At 69.2% G+C, this 20,244-nt stretch carries 22 protein-coding genes and 1 riboswitch; of the genes, 8 read left to right on the plus strand and 14 right to left on the minus strand.

Translation table 11 applies throughout. From position 1 onward, the window contains the following. Nucleotides 1-36 precede the first annotated feature (36 nt). Nucleotides 37-2,130, plus strand: coding sequence for a M13 family metallopeptidase (locus LQ771_RS02915; RefSeq protein ID WP_231350910.1), 2,094 nt, complete (start codon nucleotides 37-39; stop codon nucleotides 2,128-2,130). Nucleotides 2,131-2,285: 155 nt separating this feature from the next. Here LQ771_RS02915 and LQ771_RS02920 read toward each other — a convergent pair whose 3' ends face one another. The 6 genes from LQ771_RS02920 to cdd form a co-directional block, all read right to left on the minus strand. Continuing rightward, nucleotides 2,286-2,636 (minus strand): hypothetical protein, encoded by a 351-nt coding sequence (locus LQ771_RS02920; RefSeq protein WP_231350911.1) that lies wholly within the window; start codon nucleotides 2,634-2,636, stop codon nucleotides 2,286-2,288. Nucleotides 2,637-2,786: 150 nt separating this feature from the next. Continuing rightward, nucleotides 2,787-3,359, minus strand: a complete 573-nt coding sequence (locus tag LQ771_RS02925) for an NUDIX hydrolase (protein WP_231350912.1) — start codon at nucleotides 3,357-3,359, stop codon at nucleotides 2,787-2,789. Nucleotides 3,360-3,429: 70 nt separating this feature from the next. Further along, a complete protein-coding gene (locus LQ771_RS02930) occupies nucleotides 3,430-3,999 on the minus strand; it encodes a manganese efflux pump MntP (protein ID WP_231350913.1) in 570 nt (189 codons plus the stop codon). Between the two features lie 9 nt (nucleotides 4,000-4,008). Further along, nucleotides 4,009-4,185, minus strand: a riboswitch (yybP-ykoY riboswitch). A gap of 94 nt (nucleotides 4,186-4,279) precedes the next feature. Further along, the gene (locus LQ771_RS02935) at nucleotides 4,280-5,185 is read right to left on the minus strand and encodes a 5'-3' exonuclease (protein ID WP_231350914.1); all 906 of its coding nucleotides are present in this window, start codon (nucleotides 5,183-5,185) and stop codon (nucleotides 4,280-4,282) included. Next, nucleotides 5,173-5,739, minus strand: a complete 567-nt coding sequence (locus LQ771_RS02940) for a nitroreductase family protein (protein ID WP_231350915.1) — start codon at nucleotides 5,737-5,739, stop codon at nucleotides 5,173-5,175. Before LQ771_RS02940 ends, LQ771_RS02935 begins: the two co-directional genes overlap by 13 nt. A gap of 143 nt (nucleotides 5,740-5,882) precedes the next feature. Next, a complete protein-coding gene (gene cdd / locus LQ771_RS02945) occupies nucleotides 5,883-6,284 on the minus strand; it encodes a cytidine deaminase (RefSeq protein WP_231350916.1) in 402 nt (133 codons plus the stop codon). A 167-nt stretch (nucleotides 6,285-6,451) separates the two neighbouring features. Between cdd and LQ771_RS02950 the strand changes: the two genes are divergently transcribed. Continuing rightward, nucleotides 6,452-7,552 carry an NAD(P) transhydrogenase subunit alpha gene (locus LQ771_RS02950; RefSeq protein WP_231350917.1) on the plus strand — a complete coding sequence of 367 codons (1,101 nt, stop codon included), beginning with the start codon at nucleotides 6,452-6,454 and terminating at the stop codon, nucleotides 7,550-7,552. A gap of 78 nt (nucleotides 7,553-7,630) precedes the next feature. Here LQ771_RS02950 and LQ771_RS02955 read toward each other — a convergent pair whose 3' ends face one another. The 3 genes from LQ771_RS02955 to LQ771_RS02965 are packed head-to-tail and all read right to left on the minus strand — an operon-like array spanning nucleotide 7,631 to nucleotide 9,174. Beyond that, nucleotides 7,631-8,161: a DUF3106 domain-containing protein gene (locus LQ771_RS02955; RefSeq protein ID WP_231350918.1), complete on the minus strand. Its 531-nt coding sequence runs from the start codon at nucleotides 8,159-8,161 to the stop codon at nucleotides 7,631-7,633. Nucleotides 8,162-8,164: 3 nt separating this feature from the next. Continuing rightward, on the minus strand, nucleotides 8,165-8,593 hold the full coding sequence (locus LQ771_RS02960; protein ID WP_231350919.1) for a hypothetical protein: 429 nt from the start codon (nucleotides 8,591-8,593) through the stop codon (nucleotides 8,165-8,167). Then, nucleotides 8,590-9,174: an RNA polymerase sigma factor gene (locus LQ771_RS02965; RefSeq protein WP_231350920.1), complete on the minus strand. Its 585-nt coding sequence runs from the start codon at nucleotides 9,172-9,174 to the stop codon at nucleotides 8,590-8,592. The genes LQ771_RS02960 and LQ771_RS02965 overlap by 4 nt, the downstream gene beginning before the upstream one ends. Before the next feature lie 144 nt (nucleotides 9,175-9,318). Here LQ771_RS02965 and LQ771_RS02970 point away from each other — a divergent pair, with 144 nt between their 5' ends. Next, entirely contained in the window at nucleotides 9,319-9,621 is a 303-nt protein-coding gene (locus LQ771_RS02970) for an NAD(P) transhydrogenase subunit alpha part 2 (protein WP_231350921.1), read from the plus strand. Further along, nucleotides 9,621-11,048 carry an NAD(P)(+) transhydrogenase (Re/Si-specific) subunit beta gene (locus tag LQ771_RS02975; protein ID WP_231350922.1) on the plus strand — a complete coding sequence of 476 codons (1,428 nt, stop codon included), beginning with the start codon at nucleotides 9,621-9,623 and terminating at the stop codon, nucleotides 11,046-11,048. The genes LQ771_RS02970 and LQ771_RS02975 overlap by 1 nt, the downstream gene beginning before the upstream one ends. 44 nt (nucleotides 11,049-11,092) lie before the next feature. Here the strand turns inward: LQ771_RS02975 and LQ771_RS02980 are convergent, their stop codons facing one another. Then, nucleotides 11,093-11,515 (minus strand): hypothetical protein, encoded by a 423-nt coding sequence (locus LQ771_RS02980; protein ID WP_231350923.1) that lies wholly within the window; start codon nucleotides 11,513-11,515, stop codon nucleotides 11,093-11,095. A 228-nt stretch (nucleotides 11,516-11,743) separates the two neighbouring features. Between LQ771_RS02980 and sufT the strand changes: the two genes are divergently transcribed. Together sufT and LQ771_RS02990 are read left to right on the plus strand one after the other, a co-directional pair. After that, nucleotides 11,744-12,301, plus strand: coding sequence for a putative Fe-S cluster assembly protein SufT (gene sufT, locus LQ771_RS02985; RefSeq protein ID WP_231350924.1), 558 nt, complete (start codon nucleotides 11,744-11,746; stop codon nucleotides 12,299-12,301). A gap of 445 nt (nucleotides 12,302-12,746) precedes the next feature. After that, nucleotides 12,747-14,891, plus strand: a complete 2,145-nt coding sequence (locus tag LQ771_RS02990) for a M4 family metallopeptidase (RefSeq protein WP_231350925.1) — start codon at nucleotides 12,747-12,749, stop codon at nucleotides 14,889-14,891. A gap of 127 nt (nucleotides 14,892-15,018) precedes the next feature. Here the strand turns inward: LQ771_RS02990 and LQ771_RS02995 are convergent, their stop codons facing one another. The 4 genes from LQ771_RS02995 to wrbA all read right to left on the minus strand — a co-directional run bounded on the left by LQ771_RS02995 (nucleotide 15,019) and on the right by wrbA (nucleotide 18,444). After that, nucleotides 15,019-15,507, minus strand: coding sequence for an asparaginase domain-containing protein (locus tag LQ771_RS02995; protein ID WP_231350926.1), 489 nt, complete (start codon nucleotides 15,505-15,507; stop codon nucleotides 15,019-15,021). 98 nt (nucleotides 15,508-15,605) lie between these two features. Beyond that, nucleotides 15,606-17,240, minus strand: a complete 1,635-nt coding sequence (locus LQ771_RS03000; RefSeq protein WP_231350927.1) for an acyl-CoA dehydrogenase family protein — start codon at nucleotides 17,238-17,240, stop codon at nucleotides 15,606-15,608. A gap of 257 nt (nucleotides 17,241-17,497) precedes the next feature. After that, nucleotides 17,498-17,830, minus strand: a complete 333-nt coding sequence (locus LQ771_RS03005) for a DUF2069 domain-containing protein (RefSeq protein WP_231350928.1) — start codon at nucleotides 17,828-17,830, stop codon at nucleotides 17,498-17,500. A gap of 14 nt (nucleotides 17,831-17,844) precedes the next feature. Continuing rightward, a complete protein-coding gene (gene wrbA, locus LQ771_RS03010) occupies nucleotides 17,845-18,444 on the minus strand; it encodes an NAD(P)H:quinone oxidoreductase (RefSeq protein ID WP_231350929.1) in 600 nt (199 codons plus the stop codon). Between the two features lie 70 nt (nucleotides 18,445-18,514). Between wrbA and LQ771_RS03015 the strand changes: the two genes are divergently transcribed. Beyond that, nucleotides 18,515-19,780 carry a YihY family inner membrane protein gene (locus LQ771_RS03015; protein ID WP_231350930.1) on the plus strand — a complete coding sequence of 422 codons (1,266 nt, stop codon included), beginning with the start codon at nucleotides 18,515-18,517 and terminating at the stop codon, nucleotides 19,778-19,780. Further along, nucleotides 19,777-20,244, plus strand: coding sequence for a TlpA family protein disulfide reductase (locus LQ771_RS03020; RefSeq protein ID WP_231350931.1), 468 nt, complete (start codon nucleotides 19,777-19,779; stop codon nucleotides 20,242-20,244). Before LQ771_RS03015 ends, LQ771_RS03020 begins: the two co-directional genes overlap by 4 nt.

Here is a 20,244-nt window from a genome sequence, read left to right on the forward strand (position 1 = left end):
GCTATCGTGGGTGTCTGTTTCGAGCGGAGCAAATCAATGCAAGCGATGCGATGGATGGTGGCGACCGCGCTGTTGTGCGGTTCGGCGGTGAGCGCGGGAGCATTCGCGGCGGCGGCCCAGCAGGGCAAGGCACCGGCGGGCATTCCGGTCGGCGGAGCGATCGGCGTGGACCTGGCCGGCATGGATCGCTCGGTCAAGCCGGGCGACGATTTCGACGACTTCGCCAACGGCACCTGGCGCAAGAACGCGGTCATCCCCGCCGACCGCGCCAGCACCGGCATCTTCCTGGAAGTGTTCCAGAAGGCGGAGAAGCGCAACGCGCAGATCGTGCGCGAGGCCGGCGCCAGCCACCCGCCCGCCGGCAGCGACCAGCGCAAGATCGCCGACTACTACGCGGCCTTCATGAACGAGGCGGCGATCGAGAAGGCGGGCCTCGCCCCGCTCAAGCCCGAACTCGACCGCATCAAGGCGATCGAAGACCGCACCGGCCTCTCGCGCGTGCTCGGCGGCCAGCTGCGTGCCGACGTCGACCCGATCAACGCCACCAACTACCACACCGAGCACCTGTTCGGCCTGTTCGTGGCGCAGGGCCTGGAAGACCCCTCGCACAACATCGCCTACCTGTTGCAGGGCGGCCTGGGAATGCCCAACCGCGACTACTACCTGAAAGACGACGCGGAGATGGTCGGCTTCCGCGACAAGTACAAGGCGTACATCGCCGCCACCCTGCAGCGCGCCGGCGTGGCCGATGCGAAGGCCAGGGCGGATGCCATCTTCGGCCTGGAGATGAAGATCGCCAAGGCGCAGGCCAGCCTGGTCGAGACCGAGGACGTGCACAAGGCCAACAACCCGTGGCCGGTCAGCGCCTACGCGCAGAAGGCCCCGGGCATGGACTGGAACGCCTACTTCGAGGCCGCGGGACTGGCCGGCCAGCCGGTGATCGACGCGTGGCAGCCCGATGCGATCAAGGGCCTCTCCGCGCTGGTCGGCAGCGAGCCGCTCGACACCTGGAAGGACTACCTCACCTTCCACACCATCAACGAGAGCGCCGGCCTGTTGCCCAAGGCCTACGCCGACGCCAGCTTCGAGTTCTACGGCCACACGCTGACCGGCACGCCCAAGCAGCGCGACCGCTGGAAGCGGGCGATCGGCGCAGTCAACAACGACCTCGGCGACGCGGTCGGGCAGATCTACGTCAAGAAGTACTTCCCGCCCGCATCCAAGGCCCAGGTGCAGGCGATGGTCAAGAACATCCTGGCTGCGTTTGACGAGCGCGTAGGCCAGCTTGACTGGATGACCGACGCCACCAAGGCCAAGGCCAAGGCCAAGATCGAGTCGCTCAAGGTCGGCGTGGGTTACCCGGAAACCTGGCGCGACTACAGCGCACTGGTGATCAAGCCGGACGACGCGCTGGGCAACCATCTGCGCGCGGTGGAGCAGGAGTTCCGGCACCAGAAGGCCAAGCTCGGCCAGAGCGTGGATCGTGGCGAGTGGTGGATGACGCCGCAGACCGTCAACGCGGTCAACCTGCCGCTGCAGAACGCGCTCAACTTCCCGGCCGCCATCCTGGAAGCGCCGTTCTTCGATCCGAAGGCGGACGCGGCAGCCAACTACGGCTCGATCGGCGCGGTGATCGGCCACGAGATCAGCCACAGCTTCGACAACATGGGCGCCGAGTTCGACGCGCAGGGCCGCCTGGCCAACTGGTGGACGCCGGAAGACCTGGCCCACTTCAAGGCCGCCGGGCAGAAGCTGGTCGCCCAGTACAACGCCTACGAGCCGCTGCCCGGGCTGCACATCGACGGCCAGCAGACCCTCGGCGAGAACATCGCCGACGTCTCCGGCCTGACCGCCGCCTGGATCGCCTACCAGAAATCGCTGGGCGGCAAGCCGGCGCCGGTGATGCACGGCCTGACCGGCGCGCAGCGCTTCTTCCTGGCCTACGCGCAGTCCTGGCGCAGCAAGACCCGTGACGCCGCACTGCGCCAGCAGGTCGTCACCGACGGCCACGCACCGGGCCGCTACCGCGCGCAGACCGTGCGCAACATCGATGCGTGGTACCAGGCGTTCGATCCCAAGCCGGGGCAGAAGCTTTACCTGGACCCGAAGCAGCGCGTGCACATCTGGTAAGCGCCACCCACGCCCTCTCGCCCCGGGGAGAGGACCGGGGTGAGGGGCCGGGCTCGCATCGAGCGAGAAACCCGGCCTCGCGCTCCCCCCGAAGATCGCTGAAACGCAAAAAGGCCCCGATCGGGGCCTTTTTGCCGGTGCATCCAGACCGATGCTTACCAGGTACGCACGTTGGCCACGCCAGCGGTGAAACTCTGCATGTCCGACTGGTAGCGGAACAGGCGGCCCAGGTCGAACTCGACCGACTGGCCCGGAGCGATGTTGGCGGTGCCGGCGGGCCAGCCCTTCTTGCTCGCGAGCACCTTGCCGCTGGAATCCTTGGCATCGATCGAGATCTGCGCGGCCGCGGGCTCGGCACAATGGTTGACCAGCTGGCCCTTCAGGCTCAGGCGGCCGCCGCTGGCGGCGATCTTGAAGTCCTGCACGGCGAAGTCGGTCGGCGCGCAGGCGGCTTGCGCGGCCATCGGCGCGAGCAGGAACAGGGCGGAAGCAAGCAGGATTTTCATGGCGGATTCCATTGCAGTAGGCAGTAGGGATGTCGATAGGAGGCGACACCCACGGAATCGGCCGCTGCCGGGAAATCTTTAGTGGGTTGCGCAGGGCGGGTTTCGGCCCAAGGCCACCTGCGACCGGGCCATGCCGGGCCGAAGCCCGGCCTATGCCTCGTCGCCGCGCCGGCTCCCGTGTTCCAGGAACCACAGTCCGGCGAACAGCTTCGGGTCGATCGAGTAGCCCTCTGCGGCGCGGGCGAACAGCCACGCACCGGCCTCGCGCCGGGGTACCTCGTGCACCACGATGTTCTCGCTCTCGTCGCCGCCGCCGGCGCCTACCCGGACCAGGTCATGGGCACGCACGAAAGCGATCATCTCGGTGCTCATGCCCGAGGAGGACGGACCCTCGTGGATGAATTCGACATGGGCGCAGCGGTAGCCGGTTTCCTCCTCCAGCTCGCGCGCGGCGGCCAGCAACGCGCTTTCGTCGGGCTGGTCGGCGAGGTCCCCGACCAGCCCGGCCGGCATCTCGATCGTGTGCTTGAGGATCGACACGCGGTACTGCTCCACGAACAGCACGCAGTCCTGCGGCGTCACCGCGACGATGATCACCGCGCCGCCGGGGTTGTTGCGCTCGGCGTATTCCCAGCGCCCACGCTTGCGCAGGCTGAGCCAGCGGCCCTCGCAGAGGGTTTCGACCGGGGCGTGGACGTCGTCGGGAATGCGCTCGTCGTTCATGGGGCTGCCAGGCGGAGGATGGCGGCATGGTGCCGTGCCTGGCGTGACCCGGCAATCACGGGTGGGCGGCTCATGCGCTCGACAGGTGTTCGTACAGGATGGCCGCACCCACCGCGATCAGGACCACCCCGCCCAGGGCCTCGGCCCACTTGCCGACGAGGCGGCCCACCAGATGCCCCAGCATGATGCCGATGCTGACCATGACAAAGGTGCACAGGCCGATGACGCAGGCGATGATCCAGATCGGCGTATCGACGAATGCCAGGCCCACGCCCACCGCCATGGCGTCGATGCTGGTCGCCAGGCCGGTCAGGGCTAGCGCAAGAAAGCCCGTGCCGCGTGTCGGCTCGGGCTCCTCGTCGCCATTGGCCGCCCACGCCTTCCACAACATGTGCAGGCCGAGCGCGACCAGCAGGCCGAACGCGATCCAGTGATCCCATCTCTGGACGTAACGCGATGCCGCAATCCCGACCAGCCAGCCGATGACGGGCGTGAGGCCCTCCACCACGCCGAAGATCGAACCGATCCGAAGTGCGTCGGCCGGACGGGGCCTGGCCATGCCGGCGCCCTTGCCGAGCGCAGCGGCGAAGGCGTCGGTCGACATCGCCAGACCGAGGAACAAGATCGAGATCCAACTCATGGGTGGGGCATCACTCTCGGCCAGGACACGACGAATGAACCGCACGACGCGCCTGGCCGGCTGGCGTCATGTGGCCCATTGGTCTCGCCACCGGAAATGGTTGCGTCGCCATGGCCGGTTCAGGCCAAGTGTGTTGACGAACGCTGCTGCCATCGCGGCAGCCGGCTACTCCCCAAGGAGAATGCGGTCCGTGGGACCGCCGTCGAAGGATAACCCAGGGCCACCCGTCCAGTCACCCGGTGCCTGCCGGAGCGATGCCGCCGCCCTCGCGCGGTGCTCGTCAACCGGCGGCCAGCGCCCGCAACCGCGAACGCGTGAGGGGCCCGAAGCGCAACTGTTCGCACAACGCGTCCAGTTGTCCGTTGCCGGCCTGCCGGCGCAGCGCGTCGGCGGTCGGCGCGACCGGTGCGTCCAGCGCGATGCGGGTGAGGCGCCGGTACATGAGGGCCAGTTCCGCGTGCTCGCGCAGCCGAGCGGCGCAGGCGGCGGCGCCGCGGATGCGCAGGAAGGCGATCTCGTCGACGCGCTCCAGCAGCACGTCCAGGCTGCCGAAATGGGCGAGCAGGGCGGCGGCGGTCTTGGCACCGATGCCCGGGACGCCGGGGATGTTGTCCACCGCGTCGCCACACAGCGCGAGATAGTCGGCCACCTGGTGCGGGTGCACGCCGAGCTTCTCGTGCACGCCGGCCGGGCCCCAGCGCATGTTGCGGGCGAAGTCCCACTGTTCGTCGCGCTCGCCCAGGAGCTGGCCGAAGTCCTTGTCCGCCGAGACGATCACGCTGTCCAGGCCATGTCCGCGCAGGCTCCACAGCGAGCTGCCGATCAGGTCGTCGGCCTCGTAGCTGTGGTCGATCAATACGGTGATGCCGAGCGCCTCGGTGATCCCGCGACAAAGCACGAACTGGCGTTCCAGCTCCGGCGGCGGCAGTTCGCGGTTGGCCTTGTAGGCGGGGTAGATCGCGTTGCGGAAGGAACTGGTGAGCGAGGCGTCGAAGGCCACCGCGACGTGTTCGGCGCGGCTCTTCTCGAGCAGCTCGCAGAGGAAGCGCGTGAAGCCGTGGACAGCGTTGACCGGGTGCCCGTCGGCGTCGTGGAACTGGTCCGGCATCGAATGCCAGGCGCGGAACACGTACAGGCTGCCGTCGACCAGGTGGACGGCGCTGGCTGCGGCGCTCACGGTGTCCATGTGGAGAATACTTCGTCCACGGCCGGCCGCTCGCGGTCGGGCACGTCGATCTGCGGCGTGCCCAGGTGCACGAAGCCGATCACCCGTTCGTTGCCGGCCAGGCGAAGCAGGGCGGCGATGTCCGGGTCGTAGGCCGCCCAGCCGGTCAACCATTGCGCGCCGTAGCCCAGCGCGTGTGCGCCCAGCAGCAGGTTGTAGGCGACGCAGCCGGCGGCGATCTCCTGCTCGATCGGCGGCACCTTGCTGCCGGCGGTGATCCGCGCGACCACCACCAGCACCAACGGGGCGAATGCGTAGCGGGTGCGTTCCTTCTCGCGCTTGGATTCGGACAGCGCGGGATTGCGCGCGGCGATCGCGGCCAGCTGCTCGCCGAAAGCCAGCTTAGCCTCGCCGCGCAGCTCGATCAGCCGGAACGGGACCAGCTTGCCGTGGTCGGGGACGCGCACCGCGGCCGCAAGCAGCGCGTGCAGCTCGGCGCCCCGTGGCGCCGGCTCGCCGAGCTGCCGCGAGGGCACGGAGTGGCGTTGCATCAGGAGGTCGAGTGCTGGGGGCATGGCGGCCGGGGCGCAGGCGGGCTGTCCATGATACCCGCCCTCCGCCGCAACCCCGTAGGAGCCCACTTGTGGGCGATGCTCTGCACTGGTGCCTCAGGGCAAGGGCATCGCCCACAAGTGGGCTCCTGCACGGGATCGCGACTTCAGGGCAGGCGGAAGGAGCCCGGCAGCAGGGCGCCGACGGTGGTCTCCTCCAGCACATCAGCCAGGTTGCCCATCAGCACCGGCATGGCCTGGTCGCAGAGCTCGGCCATCACCTGCCGGCAGGCGCCACATGGACTCACCGGCCCGGGCGTGTCGGCGATTACCGCCAGCCGCGCGAAATCGCCCGGCCGGCAACCGGCCGCGATGGCGTTGAAGAGCGCGGTGCGTTCGGCGCAGTTGCACAGGCCGTAGGAGGCGTTCTCCACGTTGCAGCCGGTGAAGGTGCGGCCGTCGCGGGTGAGCACCGCGGCGCCCACCTGGAAGTTCGAATACGGCGCATAGGCCAGCTCGCGCGCTTCGCGGGCCGCGAGCATCAGCGGGTCGACGACGGGTAGGGGCATCGGAGTGGACACGTGGGATCTCCCTTGCAAAGACCCCGTGTGCGCCAGCCATGGCGCTGCCGGTGGGCCAGTCTACTGCGCCAGGCGCGGCGCGGGTCAAGAAGGGGCCTGTGCTTGCGGACCGGGCCGTTGGGCTAGGATGAGGCGTCAGGTCCCAGGGGAACCGTATGGCGATCACGGTGGGCGCGTTGCGCGAGGTTGCAGGCGGCGAGCGGCGGGTGGCGATCACGCCGGAAACCGCGCGCAAGCTGCAAGGCAAGGGCGTGCGGGTGTTGCTGGAACACGGGGCCGGTGTTGCCGCGGGTTTTCCGGACGCCGCCTACGGTGGGATCGAGTTTGGCGATGCGTCGCAGGTGCTGGCGCGGGCCGGGCTGCTTGCGTGCGTGCTGCCGCCACCGGATGAAGCCCTGGGGCAGCTGCGCGAGGGCGCCGTCGTCGTCGGCCAGTTGCGTCCGCACGGCGCGGCGGCGCGCATCGTTGCGCTGGGCAAGCGCAGGCTCACCGCCTTCGCGCTGGAACTGCTGCCGCGCACCACCCGCGCGCAGGCGATGGACGTGCTGAGCTCGCAGGCGGCGGTGGCCGGCTACCGCGCCATGCTGATCGCGGCCGAGGCCTGTCCGAAGTTCTTCCCGATGCTGACTACCGCCGCCGGCACCATCCGGCCCTCGCGCGTGCTGGTCATTGGCGCGGGCGTGGCCGGCCTGCAGGCGATCGCCACGGCGCGGCGGCTCGGCGCACAGATCGAGGGCTACGACGTGCGGCCGGAGACGCGCGAACAGGTTGAATCGCTGGGCGCGAAATTCCTGGACCTGGGCGTCAGCGCCGCCGGCAGCGGCGGTTACGCGCGCGAGCTGTCGGAGGAGGAACGACGCGCGCAGCAGCAGGCCCTGGCCGAGCATCTCAAGCTCGTCGACGTGATCGTGGCCACCGCGGCGGTGCCCGGTCGCCCGGCGCCGAAGATCCTCGGCGCGGCGATGGTCGAGGGCATGAAGCCCGGCGCGCTGATCGTGGATCTGGCCGCCGAAGCGGGCGGCAACTGCGAGCTGACCCGGCCGGGCGAGCGCGTGGAGCATGCGGGCGTCACCATCCTGGGGCCACTGAACCTGCCCGCGGGCGCACCGCTGCACGCATCGGAGATGTACGCGCGCAACGTGTACAACTTCCTCGAACTGCTGTTGCGCGATGGCGAACTGGCGCCGGACTTCGCGGACGAGCTGGTCGGCAAGACCTGCCTGACGCGGGATGGCGAACCGCGTTTCCAGCACTAGGGCCGGGCCGCTCCCCTGAAGGGAGCGCTCGAGCGTGCGGCTCTCCTTTCGAGGAGCGGCTGCGCCGCCCGGAACCGGTCAGTGGCCCGGTGGTTGCCGTGGCGGTGGGGGCGGCGCCGGCGTCCCCGGCGGATGATCGAGCCCCTGCAGCCGCTGCTCGATGGTCTGCGAACGCCACTGGCGCAGCAGCCGCTCGCGCTGGTCCGGCGGCATGTGCTGGAACTGCTCGTAGGCCTCGTGCAGGCGCTTGCGCTGCTCCGGCGGCAGGCGGTGGAACTTGCGCATGTTCTCGCGGGCGCGTTCGCGTTCCGCGGGCGTCATGGCCTGCCAGCGCGCGATCCGCTCGCGGATCTCCTCGCGCCGGTCCGGCGGCAGAGTGACCCAGTGTTCGGCACGCTTGAGCATGCGGGCCTGCTTGCGCGGCGACATGTCGTTCCAGTGCCCGCGCAGCGGGGCGAGCACTTCCTGCTGGGTGGGGTCCAGGCTCTGCCAGGGACGCGGGGCTGCAGGCGCGGACGACGCGCCGGGGGGCGGCGTCCCATCCTGCGCATGCAGCGGCGCCAGGCCGGCCAGGGCGAACAGCAGCGGGAGCAGGGCGAGGCGGGTCATGGCTCAGCGGCGCACCTTCACGCGGTCGTTGGCGGCCAGCCAACCGTAGAAATCGAGGTTCTGGTAGAGCTGCGGATCGGCGCTGTCGGCGTCCGGCGGGAGATCGCTGTCGGCATCGACCGCGGCGGCGGCCGGCATCGCGTGCGAGGGCGCACGGTCGGCATGGCGCAGCGGCTGCCAGATCATCAGCGTGGCCAGCGCGAGCACGGCGAACGCACCGGCCGGCAGCAGCAGGCGCGAGGCGAGCCGCGGGGCCGGTCGTGCGGCATCCAGCGCCTGTCGCCGGGCGGCGCGCAGGCGGCCGGCGGTGGCCGGGTCGAGCTGCCGGCTGGCATCCAGGTACAGCGCGCGGGCGCGCCGGGCCAGCCTGTCGGAACCAGGCTGGCGAGGATGGCTCTCATCGGGGCGGTACTTATCAGGATCGGGCGTCATCGCCAGTCCTCCAGTTGGTCGCGCAGGTGGTGCATCGCGCGGGACAGATGGGTTTTCACGCTGCCTTCGGAGCAACCCATGGCTCGTGCGGTCTGTGCCACGTCCAGGCCCTCCAGCATGCGCAGCAGGAACGCTTCGCGCTGGCGTTGCGGCAGGCGCTGCACCGCGGCGGACAGGTCGGCCCAGGACTGGCTGTCATGCAGCCGCTGCAGCGGACCGGGGCCGTTGTCGGCCGGTTCCCACGGCGGCAGGTCCTCACCGTCCTCGTCGCGCCCGCCCAGCCAGCCGACCACGATCGAGCGCACCTTGCGGCGCCGCTGCAGATCGACGATGCGGCGGCGCAGGATGCCCCAGAACAGTGGCGTCCACTCCTGCGCGGGCTTGTCGTGGTAGTGCTTGACCAGCCGCAGCATGGCGTCCTGCACCGCGTCGAGCGCGTCCTCGCGATGGCCCAGTTGCAGCTCGGCCAGGCGGAAGGCGCGCCGCTCGACGTCGGCCAGGAAGGCGTCCAGCGACGCCGGTACGGCGCGCTCCCGCGTCGCCAGCAGGTCGCCGTCGAGAGTGCCTGCAAGGCTGCTCATGGCATCGAGATCCGCGTCATCGGCACTGCGGCCCTGTTCCGGTTCGGTCGGATGCTTCAACGCGGCAGGCTCGCACGGGTTGACGCGTGACCGTATGATGCGGTCGCAACCGCTCGAAGGGGCGCGCGGACAGGGGAAGGGGTCATGCTCGACGGTTTCCTGGCGCTGTATGTCTTCATGCTCGCGGCGTTCACCGGCTACGAGATCATCGCGCGGGTGCCGGTGATCCTGCATACGCCGCTGATGTCCGGTTCGAACTTCATTCACGGGATCGTGCTGGTCGGCGCCATGATCGCGCTGGGACATGCGCAGACGCCACTGGAAATCGGCATCGGGTTCGTCGGGGTGCTGCTGGGCGCCGGCAACGCGGCAGGCGGCTACGTGGTGACCGAGCGGATGCTGGAGATGTTCAAGTCCAGCCGTCCCGGCGGCCGGGAGTCGCGCTGATGAGCTGGCTGCCGGGGGCGATCAAGGCCTGTTATTTCCTCGCTGCGCTGCTTTTCATCCTGGGCCTCAAGCGCATGAGCTCCCCGCGCAGCGCGCGCGGCGGCATCGTGTGGGCGGGCGTGGGCATGGCACTGGCGGTGGCGGCGACCTTCGCGCTGCCGGGACTGGCCCATCGGGGGCTGATCCTGGCTGCGCTGCTGCTGGGCACCGTGGCGGCATGGTGGTCGGGCCGACGCGTCGCGATGACGGCCATGCCGCAGATGGTCGCGCTGTACAACGGCATGGGCGGCGGTGCCGCGGCGGCGATCGGCGCGGCCGAGCTGGTGGCCTTCTCGGGTGCCGCGGTGACGCTCCTCGATGGCGGCCGGTTCACCGCCGACGGGGAGGCGCCGGGCACCATGCAGCTGGCACTGGCGGTGCTGGGTGCGCTGATCGGCGCGGTAAGCTTTTCCGGCTCGCTGGTCGCCTTCGCCAAGCTGCAGGGCTGGCTGGACCGGCGCTTCGTGTTTCCCGGCCAGCGCGCGCTGAACCTCGCCGTGCTGGCGCTGGCGATCGTGCTGGGCGTGCTGCTGGCCGCCGGCACGCTCGCGCCAGGCGTGATCGCCGGATTCTTCGCGCTGGCGCTGTTGTTCGGCCTGATGATGACGCTCCCCATCGGCGGTGCCGACATGCCGGTGGTGATCTCGCTGTACAACGCATTCACCGGGCTGGCGGTGGCGTTCGAGGGCTTCGTGCTGGGCAACGAGGCGATGATCATCGCCGGCACGGTGGTCGGCGCGGCCGGCACCCTGCTCACCCAGCTGATGGCCAGGGCGATGAACCGCTCGCTCGGCAACGTGCTGTTCGGCAGTTTCGGTGCCGCCGCGGGTGCCGCGCAGGCGATCGGCGGCGCGCAGAAGCCGATCGAGGCGAACGACGCGGCGGTGATGATGGCCTATGCCGAGCGCGTGGTGATCGTCCCTGGTTACGGCATGGCGGTGGCGCAGGCGCAGCACAAGGTGTGGGAGTTCGCACGGCTGCTGATCGAGCGCGGGGTCAAGGTGAAGTTCGCCATCCATCCGGTCGCCGGGCGCATGCCGGGGCACATGAACGTGTTGCTGGCCGAGGCGGGCGTGCCGTACGACCTGATCGCGGACATGGACGAGATCAACGCGGAGTTCCCGAGCACCGACGTCGCGCTGGTGATCGGCGCCAACGACGTGGTCAACCCGCTGGCCAAGACCGATCCGGCATCGCCGATCTATGGCATGCCGATCCTGGACGTGGCCGCGGCGAAGAACGTCATCGTGGTCAAGCGCGGCAAGGGCACCGGCTTTGCCGGCATCGAGAACGCGCTGTTCTACGCCGACAACGCGCGCATGCTGTACGGCGATGGACAGGCGGTGGCGGCCGGGCTGGTGGCGGCGCTCAAGGGGCTGGACGCGTAGTGCGCGCAGGGGTGGGCTTCGGCCTACCACGGCTCCCGCCCGCCCTACGATGCCTTCCGTGGCGGGCGGCCGGCGATCCAGGCAGCCAGCAAGGCGCCGGCCAGGGTAAACACGAGATCGGACGGACGCACCGCCAGTTGCGCCAGGTCCAGCAGCATGGCCAGGCCGGCGCCGCGCAGCGCGTCGAGCATGCCGATGCCCATGGAGCCGGCGATGCGGGCGGCGGCGGTAAGTACGCCCACGTAGGCCGCGGCCAGCACGGTCGCGCCGGCGGCCAGGATGCCGGCCACGCGTCCGGCCGGTCGCACCCAGCTGCGTATGGCCAGCGCCAGCAGGGCCCCGGCGACCAGCGCCAGCGCGGGCAGCGGGCGTTGCAGCGCCATCGTCGGAAGCATCCATACCGCACCGGCGGCAAGTCCGAGCATGGCCGCGCTGAAGGCGGCGGACAGCAGCGTGATCAGGCGCACGGACGGGGTCCGTGCGGCATTGGAAGGTCGAGCGGCATGCGGTTCCAGTGGATCCAGGCAAACGGACATGATAACCCGTCGCATGGGTGCTGCCGGGCCCGCATGCGACGGCTCGCTTGAGATCGGCCGCGCAGGCCTGATCTTGATCAGCGGGTCGTGCCGCCGGCGCGGCATAATAGAGCGCTTCCGCCGCGCCTGCGCGCGGCCTCGAGTATTGGCAGGATCGGCATGAGTGGTTTCAGTCTTAGCAGCGAACCCTTCACCCTGGAGCGTGACTGCAATGCGGTGATGGTGCCGCAGGGGGAGGGCGTGGTGTTGCCCGCCGGACAGATCGGCTACATCACCCAGGCGCTCGGCGGCAGCTTCACCGTGTACGTGGAAGGCAACCTGTTCCGCATCGCCGGCCAGGATGCCGATGCGCTCGGCAAGGAGCCGCCGCCGCCGATCGCGCTGGCCGCCAATGCCAGCAACGAGGATGTGGAAAAGCTCGTGTGGGAGCAGTTGCGCACGGTGTTCGATCCCGAGATCCCGATCAACGTGGTGGAGCTGGGACTGGTCTACGACGTATCGATCGACGCCGCCGTCGACGGCACGCGCAAGGTCTACGTCAAGCTCACCCTGACTGCGCCCGGCTGCGGCATGGGCGACATCCTGGTGGATGACGTGCGCACCAAGCTGCAACTGATTCCCACCGTCGGCGAGACCGACGTCGACCTGGTGTTCGATCCGCCGTGGAACCACTCGATGATGTCCGACGCGGCGAAGCTCGAGACCGGGATGCTCTGAAAGCCAAGCCTTCGCAAACTGTTTCAAAGCCCGGCGATGCCGGGCTTTTTCGTGCGCGCGCCCGTGCTCCCGGGAAGGCGCGCAAACGCCGCTGTGACAAGGCTTTCGCGCTGTCCTAACAGCGGTCATCACAGTTCGAAAACCTAGGAAAAATTCACCCTTGTCGCCTCGCGTGTTCCTCCCTAATGTCGACGAATCCGTTGGCGGGGAGGTTGACGGATGGTCCTGCAGCGACGCGAGGGGGTTTCTGCGTCGCCCTCGCATGATGAGCCCGCGTACTGCCCTCTCATGGAAGAAAAGGGGGAGAAGCAGCGCGCATCGGGATGCGGCCAGGACCGTTGGCAAACAGTGGCGCCGTGCACGGCACGGCTCAATCACGCATGGGGTCCGACGCGACCGCATCAGGGTTGCTCGTCCCGAATTTCTCTCTTATGGAGTACCTGAAATGCCAAGCAATATCCGTCTGAAGCTCCTGGTTGCCGCGATCGGCATGGCATGCGCCTCGACCGCCCTGGCAGCAAACAGCGAGCACGTGAACGCCCGGAACCTCGGTGCGGTGCCGGCTGGCAGCCTCGCGGCGCGCCTGAACCTCGGCGCGGACATGTCGCTTTCCGCACGCGGTACCGCGCATCTGCCCAACGGCAAGCAGGTGGTGCGCCAGCAGCAGATGTACCGCGGCGTGCCGGTCTACGGCCGCAGCGTCGCGGTGGAGCAGGACGTGCACGGCAACGTGCTGCGCGCCTCCGGCCAGGTGATGAAGTTGCCGGCCAACCTGGCCGCGCCGCTTTCGGTCACGCCCCGTCTCAGTGGCGCCGAGGCCATCGCCAAGCTGCAGGCACACGCGCACACCATGCTGGCGGGCGGCGTGTCGATCAGCAACCGGAAGGCGGACCTGTTCGTCTATCCGCAGGACAACGGCTCGCCGCGCCTGGTCTACCTCACGTCGTACGTCGTCGGTGGCCAGCATCCGAGCCGTCCGACCGCGATCGTCGATGCACACACCGGCGAGGTGATCCAGAGCTGGGACGGCCTGACCGACGCCACCGCCAACGGCCCGGGCGGCAACCAGAAGACCGGCAAGTACTATTACGGCACCGACTACGCGGCGCTGGACGTAACCCAGTCGGGCAGCACCTGCTACCTGCAGAACTCCAACGTGGTGACCTACAACCTCAACCACGGCACCAGCGGCGGCACCCTGGTCAGCTTCACCTGCCCGACCAGCGATACCGACGCGATCAACGGCGCCTATTCGCCGGTCAACGACGCGCACCACTTCGGCGGCGTCGTGCATGACATGTACGTGGCCTACACCGGCGCCCAGCCGCTGAACATGCAGCTGCGCATGAACGTGCATTACAAGAGCAACTACGAGAACGCGTTCTGGGACGGCACCGCGATGTACTTCGGCGACGGCGCCAGCACGTTCTACCCGCTGGTCTCGCTGGACGTGACCAGTCACGAGATCAGCCACGGCTACACCGAGCAGAACTCCGGCCTGCAGTACAGCGGGCAGCCCGGCGGCATGAACGAGGCCTATTCGGACATCGCCGGCGAAGCGGCCGAGTTCTATGACCGCGGCGCGGCCGACTTTCTGGTCGGCGCCGACATCATGAAGAGCGGTACCGCGCTGCGCTTCATGTGCAACCCGACCCAGGACGGCGGCTCGATCGACAACGCGGCCGACTACTACAGCGGCATCGACGTCCACTATTCCTCCGGTGTCTACAACAAGGCGTTCTGCCTGCTCGCCAAGTCCTCCGGCTGGGACGTGAAGAAGGCCTTCCAGGCGTTCGCGCTGGCCAACAAGTCGTACTGGACCGCGACCTCCGACTTCAACAACGGTGCCTGCGGCGTCGAGTCGGCCGCGACCGCCCTGGGCTTCAGCTCGAGCGACGTGGTGGCGGCCTTCACCCAGGTCGGCGTCACCTGCCCGAGTGGCGGCGGCGGCGGTGGCGGCAGCACGGTCGAACTGCAGAACGGCGTGGCCGTGACGGGCGTGTCCGGCTCGTCCGGCCAGGATCATGACTACCTGATCAAGGTGCCCGCTGGCGCCTCCAACCTGGTGATGTCCATCTCCGGTGGCAGCGGCGATGCGGACCTCTACACCAAGTTCGGCTCGGCGCCGACGCTGAGCAGCTACGACTGCCGTCCGTACAAGGCCGGCAACAGCGAGAGCTGCACGGTCTCCTCGCCGCAGGCGGGCACCTATTACATCAAGGTGCACGGCTACTCGTCGTATTCCAGCGTCACGGTGAAGGCGTCCTACACCACGGGCGGCGGCGGTGGCGGCACCAGCGATTCGGTGAACCTGCCGACCGTGACCACGGGCAACTGGTCGAGCACCTATACCGAAACGGTGCAGGCCGGCCACACGGCGACGTTTGCGATCTCCGGCGGTACCGGTGACGCGGACCTGTATGTGCGGGCCGGCTCTGCGCCGACCACCAGCTCCTACAACTGCCGTCCGTACAAGACCGGCAACAACGAGAGCTGCACCTTCACGCCCTCGACGACCACCACCTACTACATCAAGGTGCGTGCGTACCAGACGTTCTCCGGCGTGACGCTGACCGAAACGATGAACTGAGGCAGGCCTCGGGCCGCGCCCGACCCGGCGCGGTCTCCCGGACGTCAGAAAAAAGGAACCCCGGCTGCGGCCGGGGTTCTTTTTTTTTGGCCGATCCGGCGTCGCGGCGCTGCGGCGTGGATGCAGGTCAGCCGTTTTCCTCGAAGCGGTTTTCGGCGCGGTTCTTGCGCACCTTGGCGGGGTCCCACACGCGGCCGTTCATCGTGATGTAGACGCCGTCGGGCAGGGTCTGCACCGCCGCCACGGCGCAGCCGATGTTGAACACCGCATCGGAGCCCTGGAAACGCGCGGGATTCAGTGCGCCGGTCAGCACGATCACCTTGCCCGGGATGGTCGCAAGCTCGCGCGCGGTCTCGACCATGGTGTCGGTGCCGTGGGTGACCAGCACGTGCCGGTGTGGCTGGGCCTCGATGGTCGAGCGGATCAGCGCGCGGTCCTCGTCGCCCATGTGCAGGCTGTCCTTGCGCAGGATCGGGATCACATCGAATTCGAACGCCACGCCGAGCTGGCCGAGGATCTCGCCGATCTGCGGCGCGCCGATCTTGTAGTCCGACTTGTCGTCGAAATAGATCTTGTCGATGGTGCCGCCGGTAGTGACGATGGTCAGGTGCTGCATGGCTTCGACGTCGATGGGGGAAAAGCGCGAGTTTAATGGGTGGTGGCCCCTTGCGCGCGTCCGCCGCGCCATGCCGGGCACGCCCGTATCGATGGCGATCAGAGCAACAGTCGCGTATCGGCCGGATCCGCGGGTGCCAGGCGGTCCAGCCCGTGTGCCACGAAGCGCCGCAACGCCGCCCCGGGACGCATGTCGCACCGTCCGCGGGCGAAGGTCGACTGGCGCGCGAGCAGGGCGGCCGCGGCGCAGCGGGCCAGCGTGAGCGACAGGCCGCGAGCCGCGGCCTCCAGATCGGCGCGGTCGCTCCCGGACGCCTGCAATTGTCGTGAGGCCGCATCGAACGCAGCGTGGATGGGCGCCACTGCCTCGGGCTCATGGCAGCCATCGACCCAGCCGTCGATCGCGGTGCGCAGCGCGCCCAGGCCCTCGCCGAGCGCGCGCAGGCTATCCAGCGCGAGCACGTTGGTGGTGCCTTCCCAGATCGCGTAGACCTGCGCGTCGCGCAGCAGTTGGGGCAGCCCGGTGTCCTCGATGTAGCCGGCGCCGCCGAAGCACTCGAGTGCCTCGGAGCACAGCGCCACCGCCACCTTGCCGGTCCACAGCTTGGCCAGCGGCGTGAGCAGGCGCAGCAGCGCACCCTCATGCGGCGCGGCCTGGCCTTGTTCCACGCGGCCAAGCAGTTGCACGACCTCGAACGCCAGCGCGAAGGCGCCTTCGAACTCGGCGCGCATGTCGGCCAGGGTGCGCGCATGCAGCGGTTGCTCGATCAAGGGGTGGCCAAACGCTTCGCGCCGCGCCGCGTAGTCGCAGGCGAGCGCCAGCGCGCGCGCCATGCTGGCCACCGCGCACACGGCGTTCCAGGTGCGGGTGACGTTGAGCATCGGCGCGACCTGACGCACGCCCTGCGCCAGCTCGCCCAGCGGCCAGGCCGGCAGGCCGTCGAGGTGGATCTCGGCGGTCGGCAGCTCGCGGGTGCCAAGTTTGTCTTTCAGGCGCTCGACCACCAGCTCCGGCTTGCGCGCCGTGCCGTCCATCGTCTCGGCGTAGAACAGGGCCAGCGCGGCGGCACCCTCGCCGGCGCCGTCCGGGCGCGCCAGCGCGAGCGCGGCCTCGCCCACCACGGCCGAACTGAACCACTTGCGTCCGTACAGGCGCCACTGGCCGGCTTCATCCTGCCGCGCGACGGTGCCGGTGCGGCCCACGTCGGATCCGCCGGCGGTCTCGGTCATCCACTGACCACTCAGCCAGAAGGTGGCCGGATCGCGGCTGAGGAAATGCGGCAGCGCGCGGTCGATCAGCACCTGGTTGCCGGACGCCTTCAGCGCTGCGATGGCGCCATCGGTCATCGCCAGCGGGCAGGTGTAGAACTCGCTGGCCAGGTGATAGAGGTAGACGCGGGCGAACTGCTCCAGTCGTGCGTGTTCGTGTGGCTCGTGACCGGCCGCCAGGATCGCGTGGCGGGTGGTCAGGCCGGCGCCTTCCTGCCAGGCGGCGGTCAGTTCGATGCGGTCCACGCGCCGGCCCCATGCATCCCAGCGCGTGAGCACCGGTGTTCGTGGCGTGCTGCGGCGGGCGCGCTCCCAGGCGAATTGTGCGTAGTCGCCCAGGGCGTCGAGGTCGGCCTCGAGCGCCGGCCGCCGGTCCGACGGAATCACGCGGTCCAGCAAGGCCAGCAGCGTGCGGTCGTTGCGGTACGGGTGGACCAGTTGCGGCCCGGTCTGCAGGAAATCCATGGCGCGTTCCTGTTGCGGGATACGCGCGAGTATAGGCGCAGGGTCGTGGGTGGGACGCGAGGCCTTTGGCTTCGGCGCTGCGCATCCGCGCTCACGGTGGAGGGTGTTTTTGGGGGCCGTCGGGTCCAGCCCGCGCCGAGCGCATGCGTGTGGCGTCGCCCCAGGCTGCACGACCGGGTCTCTCAAGGAGCTACCGGCAGGTAGTCGAGGATTCGGGCGAAGCGGTGCGCCAGCGCCCCGCTCACGGGCAAGCGGGTTCAGCCTTGCGGCTTTCTGCGCCTGACCCCCGCCCCCAGCGCCACGATCAGCAACAGGGTCAACCCGATCTCCGCCAATGCCAGCCACTTCTCGGTTGGCGCACTCCACGCCTCGGCCACGCCGTGGCAGAAGTAGAACAGGCTGAGGATGCCCACCCACAACAGCGCGCGGCGCAGGTCCGGCAGTGCGGTGAACGGCAGCAGCAGCGGGACCACGGTGACCGCCAGCACCAGCCACGTCGGCAGGTGCTCCGGGCGGGCGAGCCAGCCGTGCCACGCCAGTTGCAGCACGATCAGCGCGAACCATGCGGCGCGGCCGATGCAATGGGGCATTGCGATCGTCCCGCTCACGCCGGCGTCGCCAGCTTGCGCGCGGTTTCGGCCAGTCGCCGCCCGAGTGCCCGGGCCAACTCCCGTTCGTGCTCGCTGATCGCGTTGTCGCCCCTGGCGCCGGCCACGTGGCTGGCGCCGTAGGGCGTGCCGCCGCTGCCGGTGGCGGTCAGCGCCGGCTCGGTGAAGGGGATGCCCAGCAGCAGCATGCCGTGATGCAGCAGCGGCAGCGCCATCGTCAGCAGGGTCGATTCCTGCCCGCCATGCATGGTGCTGGTGGAGGTGAAGACCGCCGCCGGCTTGCCCGCCAGCGTGCCGCTCGCCCACTCGGCGCCGGTGCTGTCCAGGAAGTGCTTGAGCGGGGCGGCCATGTTGCCGAAACGCGTGGGGCTGCCCATCGCCAGGCCGGCGCACTCGGACAGATCCGTGCGGGTGACGTACGGCGCGCCCTCCCCGGGCACGGGCGGCTGCGCGGTCTCGGTGACTGGCGCCACCGGCGGCACCTGGCGCAGGCGCGCTTCCAGCCCGGCCTCCTCCACGCCGCGCGCGATCAGGCGTGCGAGCTGGGCGGTATGGCCGCTTCGGCTGTAGTAGAGGACCAGGATCGTCAGGCTCATGCGGGCTCGGTTGGGCGTTCGCGGGCGATCGGGTAGTGTAGCGGCCGCCTTCCGTTTGATGGTGCCGCCCATGGCCTGGCGTTTCGATCGCGACCGCGCGCTCAGCTTCAGCCGCTTCATCTGGCAGCGGTTCGTCGATGACAAATGCTTCGAGACGGCCGGCGCGTTGTCCTACACCACGCTGGTCTCGCTGGTGCCGCTGATGGTGGCGGTACTGGCGATGCTGTCGGTGTTCCCGGTGTTCCAGGGCGCGCGCGACGTGCTGCTCGACTTCGTGTTCCAGAACTTCCTGCCGACCACCGTGGCGAAGGTGCAGAACACGCTGCAGACCTTCGCCGCCAACGCCAGCCAGCTGACCGGCATCAGCATCCTGGTGATGCTGTTCAGCGCGTTGTCGATGATGATCAGCATCGAAGACCGCCTGAACCGCATCTTCCGGGTGCACCAGTCGCGCAGCTGGAGTTCGCGCCTGCTGCTGTACTGGGCCGCGCTGACGCTTGGTCCGATCCTGGCGGTCGGCGGCATCGCGGTGACTTCCTACGTCACGGCGATGCCGCTGCTGGCTGGCGCCTATGCGCAACTGGGCCTGGGCCAGCGGCTGCTCGGCTTGCTGCCCTTCGTGGTGACCTTCATCACCCTGTGGCTGATGTACGCGGCGATCCCCAACTGCAAGGTTCGCCGCAGCGACGCGGCGATCGGCGCACTGCTGGGCGCGGTGCTGTTCGAAATCGCGCGCTGGGGTTTCACGCTGTTCGTAAGCAATGCGCAGACCTACCAGCAGATATACGGCGTGCTGGCGACCATCCCGATTTTCCTGCTGTGGATCTACCTCTCGTGGGTCATTGCGATCCTCGGCGCGTCCATCGCCGCGTCGCTGTCGGCCTACGAGTACCACGCGCCGGCCGAAACGCTGCCCGAGGGCGCGGAGTTCCTGGGCCTGATGGTGGTGCTGCGCCACTTCGTCGACGCGCAACGCGAGGGCTGCAGCGTCGACCCCGCCACCGTGCGCCTGCAGGAGCCGTACCTGCGCAGCGCCAGCATCGCCAACTACTTCGACGACCTGCAGCGCGCCGACCTGATCCAGCGCGGCGAGGCGGGTGGCTGGCTCCTGAGCCGCAGCCTCGACAGTACCGACCTGCTGCGGGTGTATCGTCACACCAGCTACCGCCTGCCGCTGCGGCCCATGGAGGAAGCAAAGGCCCTGGGCATCAACCTGCCGGCGACGCTGATCGGGTTGCTCGCGGAGGTGGCGCGGATGCTCGACGAAACGCTTGGCCGCCGACTGGACCACACCTTTCCGCCGCCCCCGCCCGAACCGGAGAACCCCCTCCCATGAAGCTCGCCCCGCTCGCCCTTGCCATCTGCCTGCTCGCCGGCGCGATCCCCGCGCATGCGGCCATGCCCGCGCAGCCGGCGCTCAAGGTGACCACCCTGGACGGCGAGCCGTTCGACCTGGCCGCGCAACGCGGGCGCTGGGTGATCGTCAACTTCTGGGCGACCTGGTGCGTGCCGTGCATCAAGGAGATGCCCGATATCTCGCGCTTCGTGAAAGCGCACGCCAACGTGCGCGCCATTGGCCTGGCCTACGAGGACAGCGACAAGGCGGACATCCAGGCCTTCCTCGCCAAGCACCCGGTGAGCTACCCGATCGCCCAGGTCTCGCTGGACGATTCGCCGGAGGACTTCGACGAACCGCGCGGCCTGCCCACCACCTACCTGATCGCGCCCGACGGCCACGTGGCCAGGCGTTTCGTCGGCCCGGTGACCGAGCAGACGCTGCGCGCGGCGATCGGCCAGTGA

The organism is Frateuria soli (genome assembly GCF_021117385.1).
GTDB lineage: Bacteria > Pseudomonadota > Gammaproteobacteria > Xanthomonadales > Rhodanobacteraceae > Frateuria_A > Frateuria_A soli.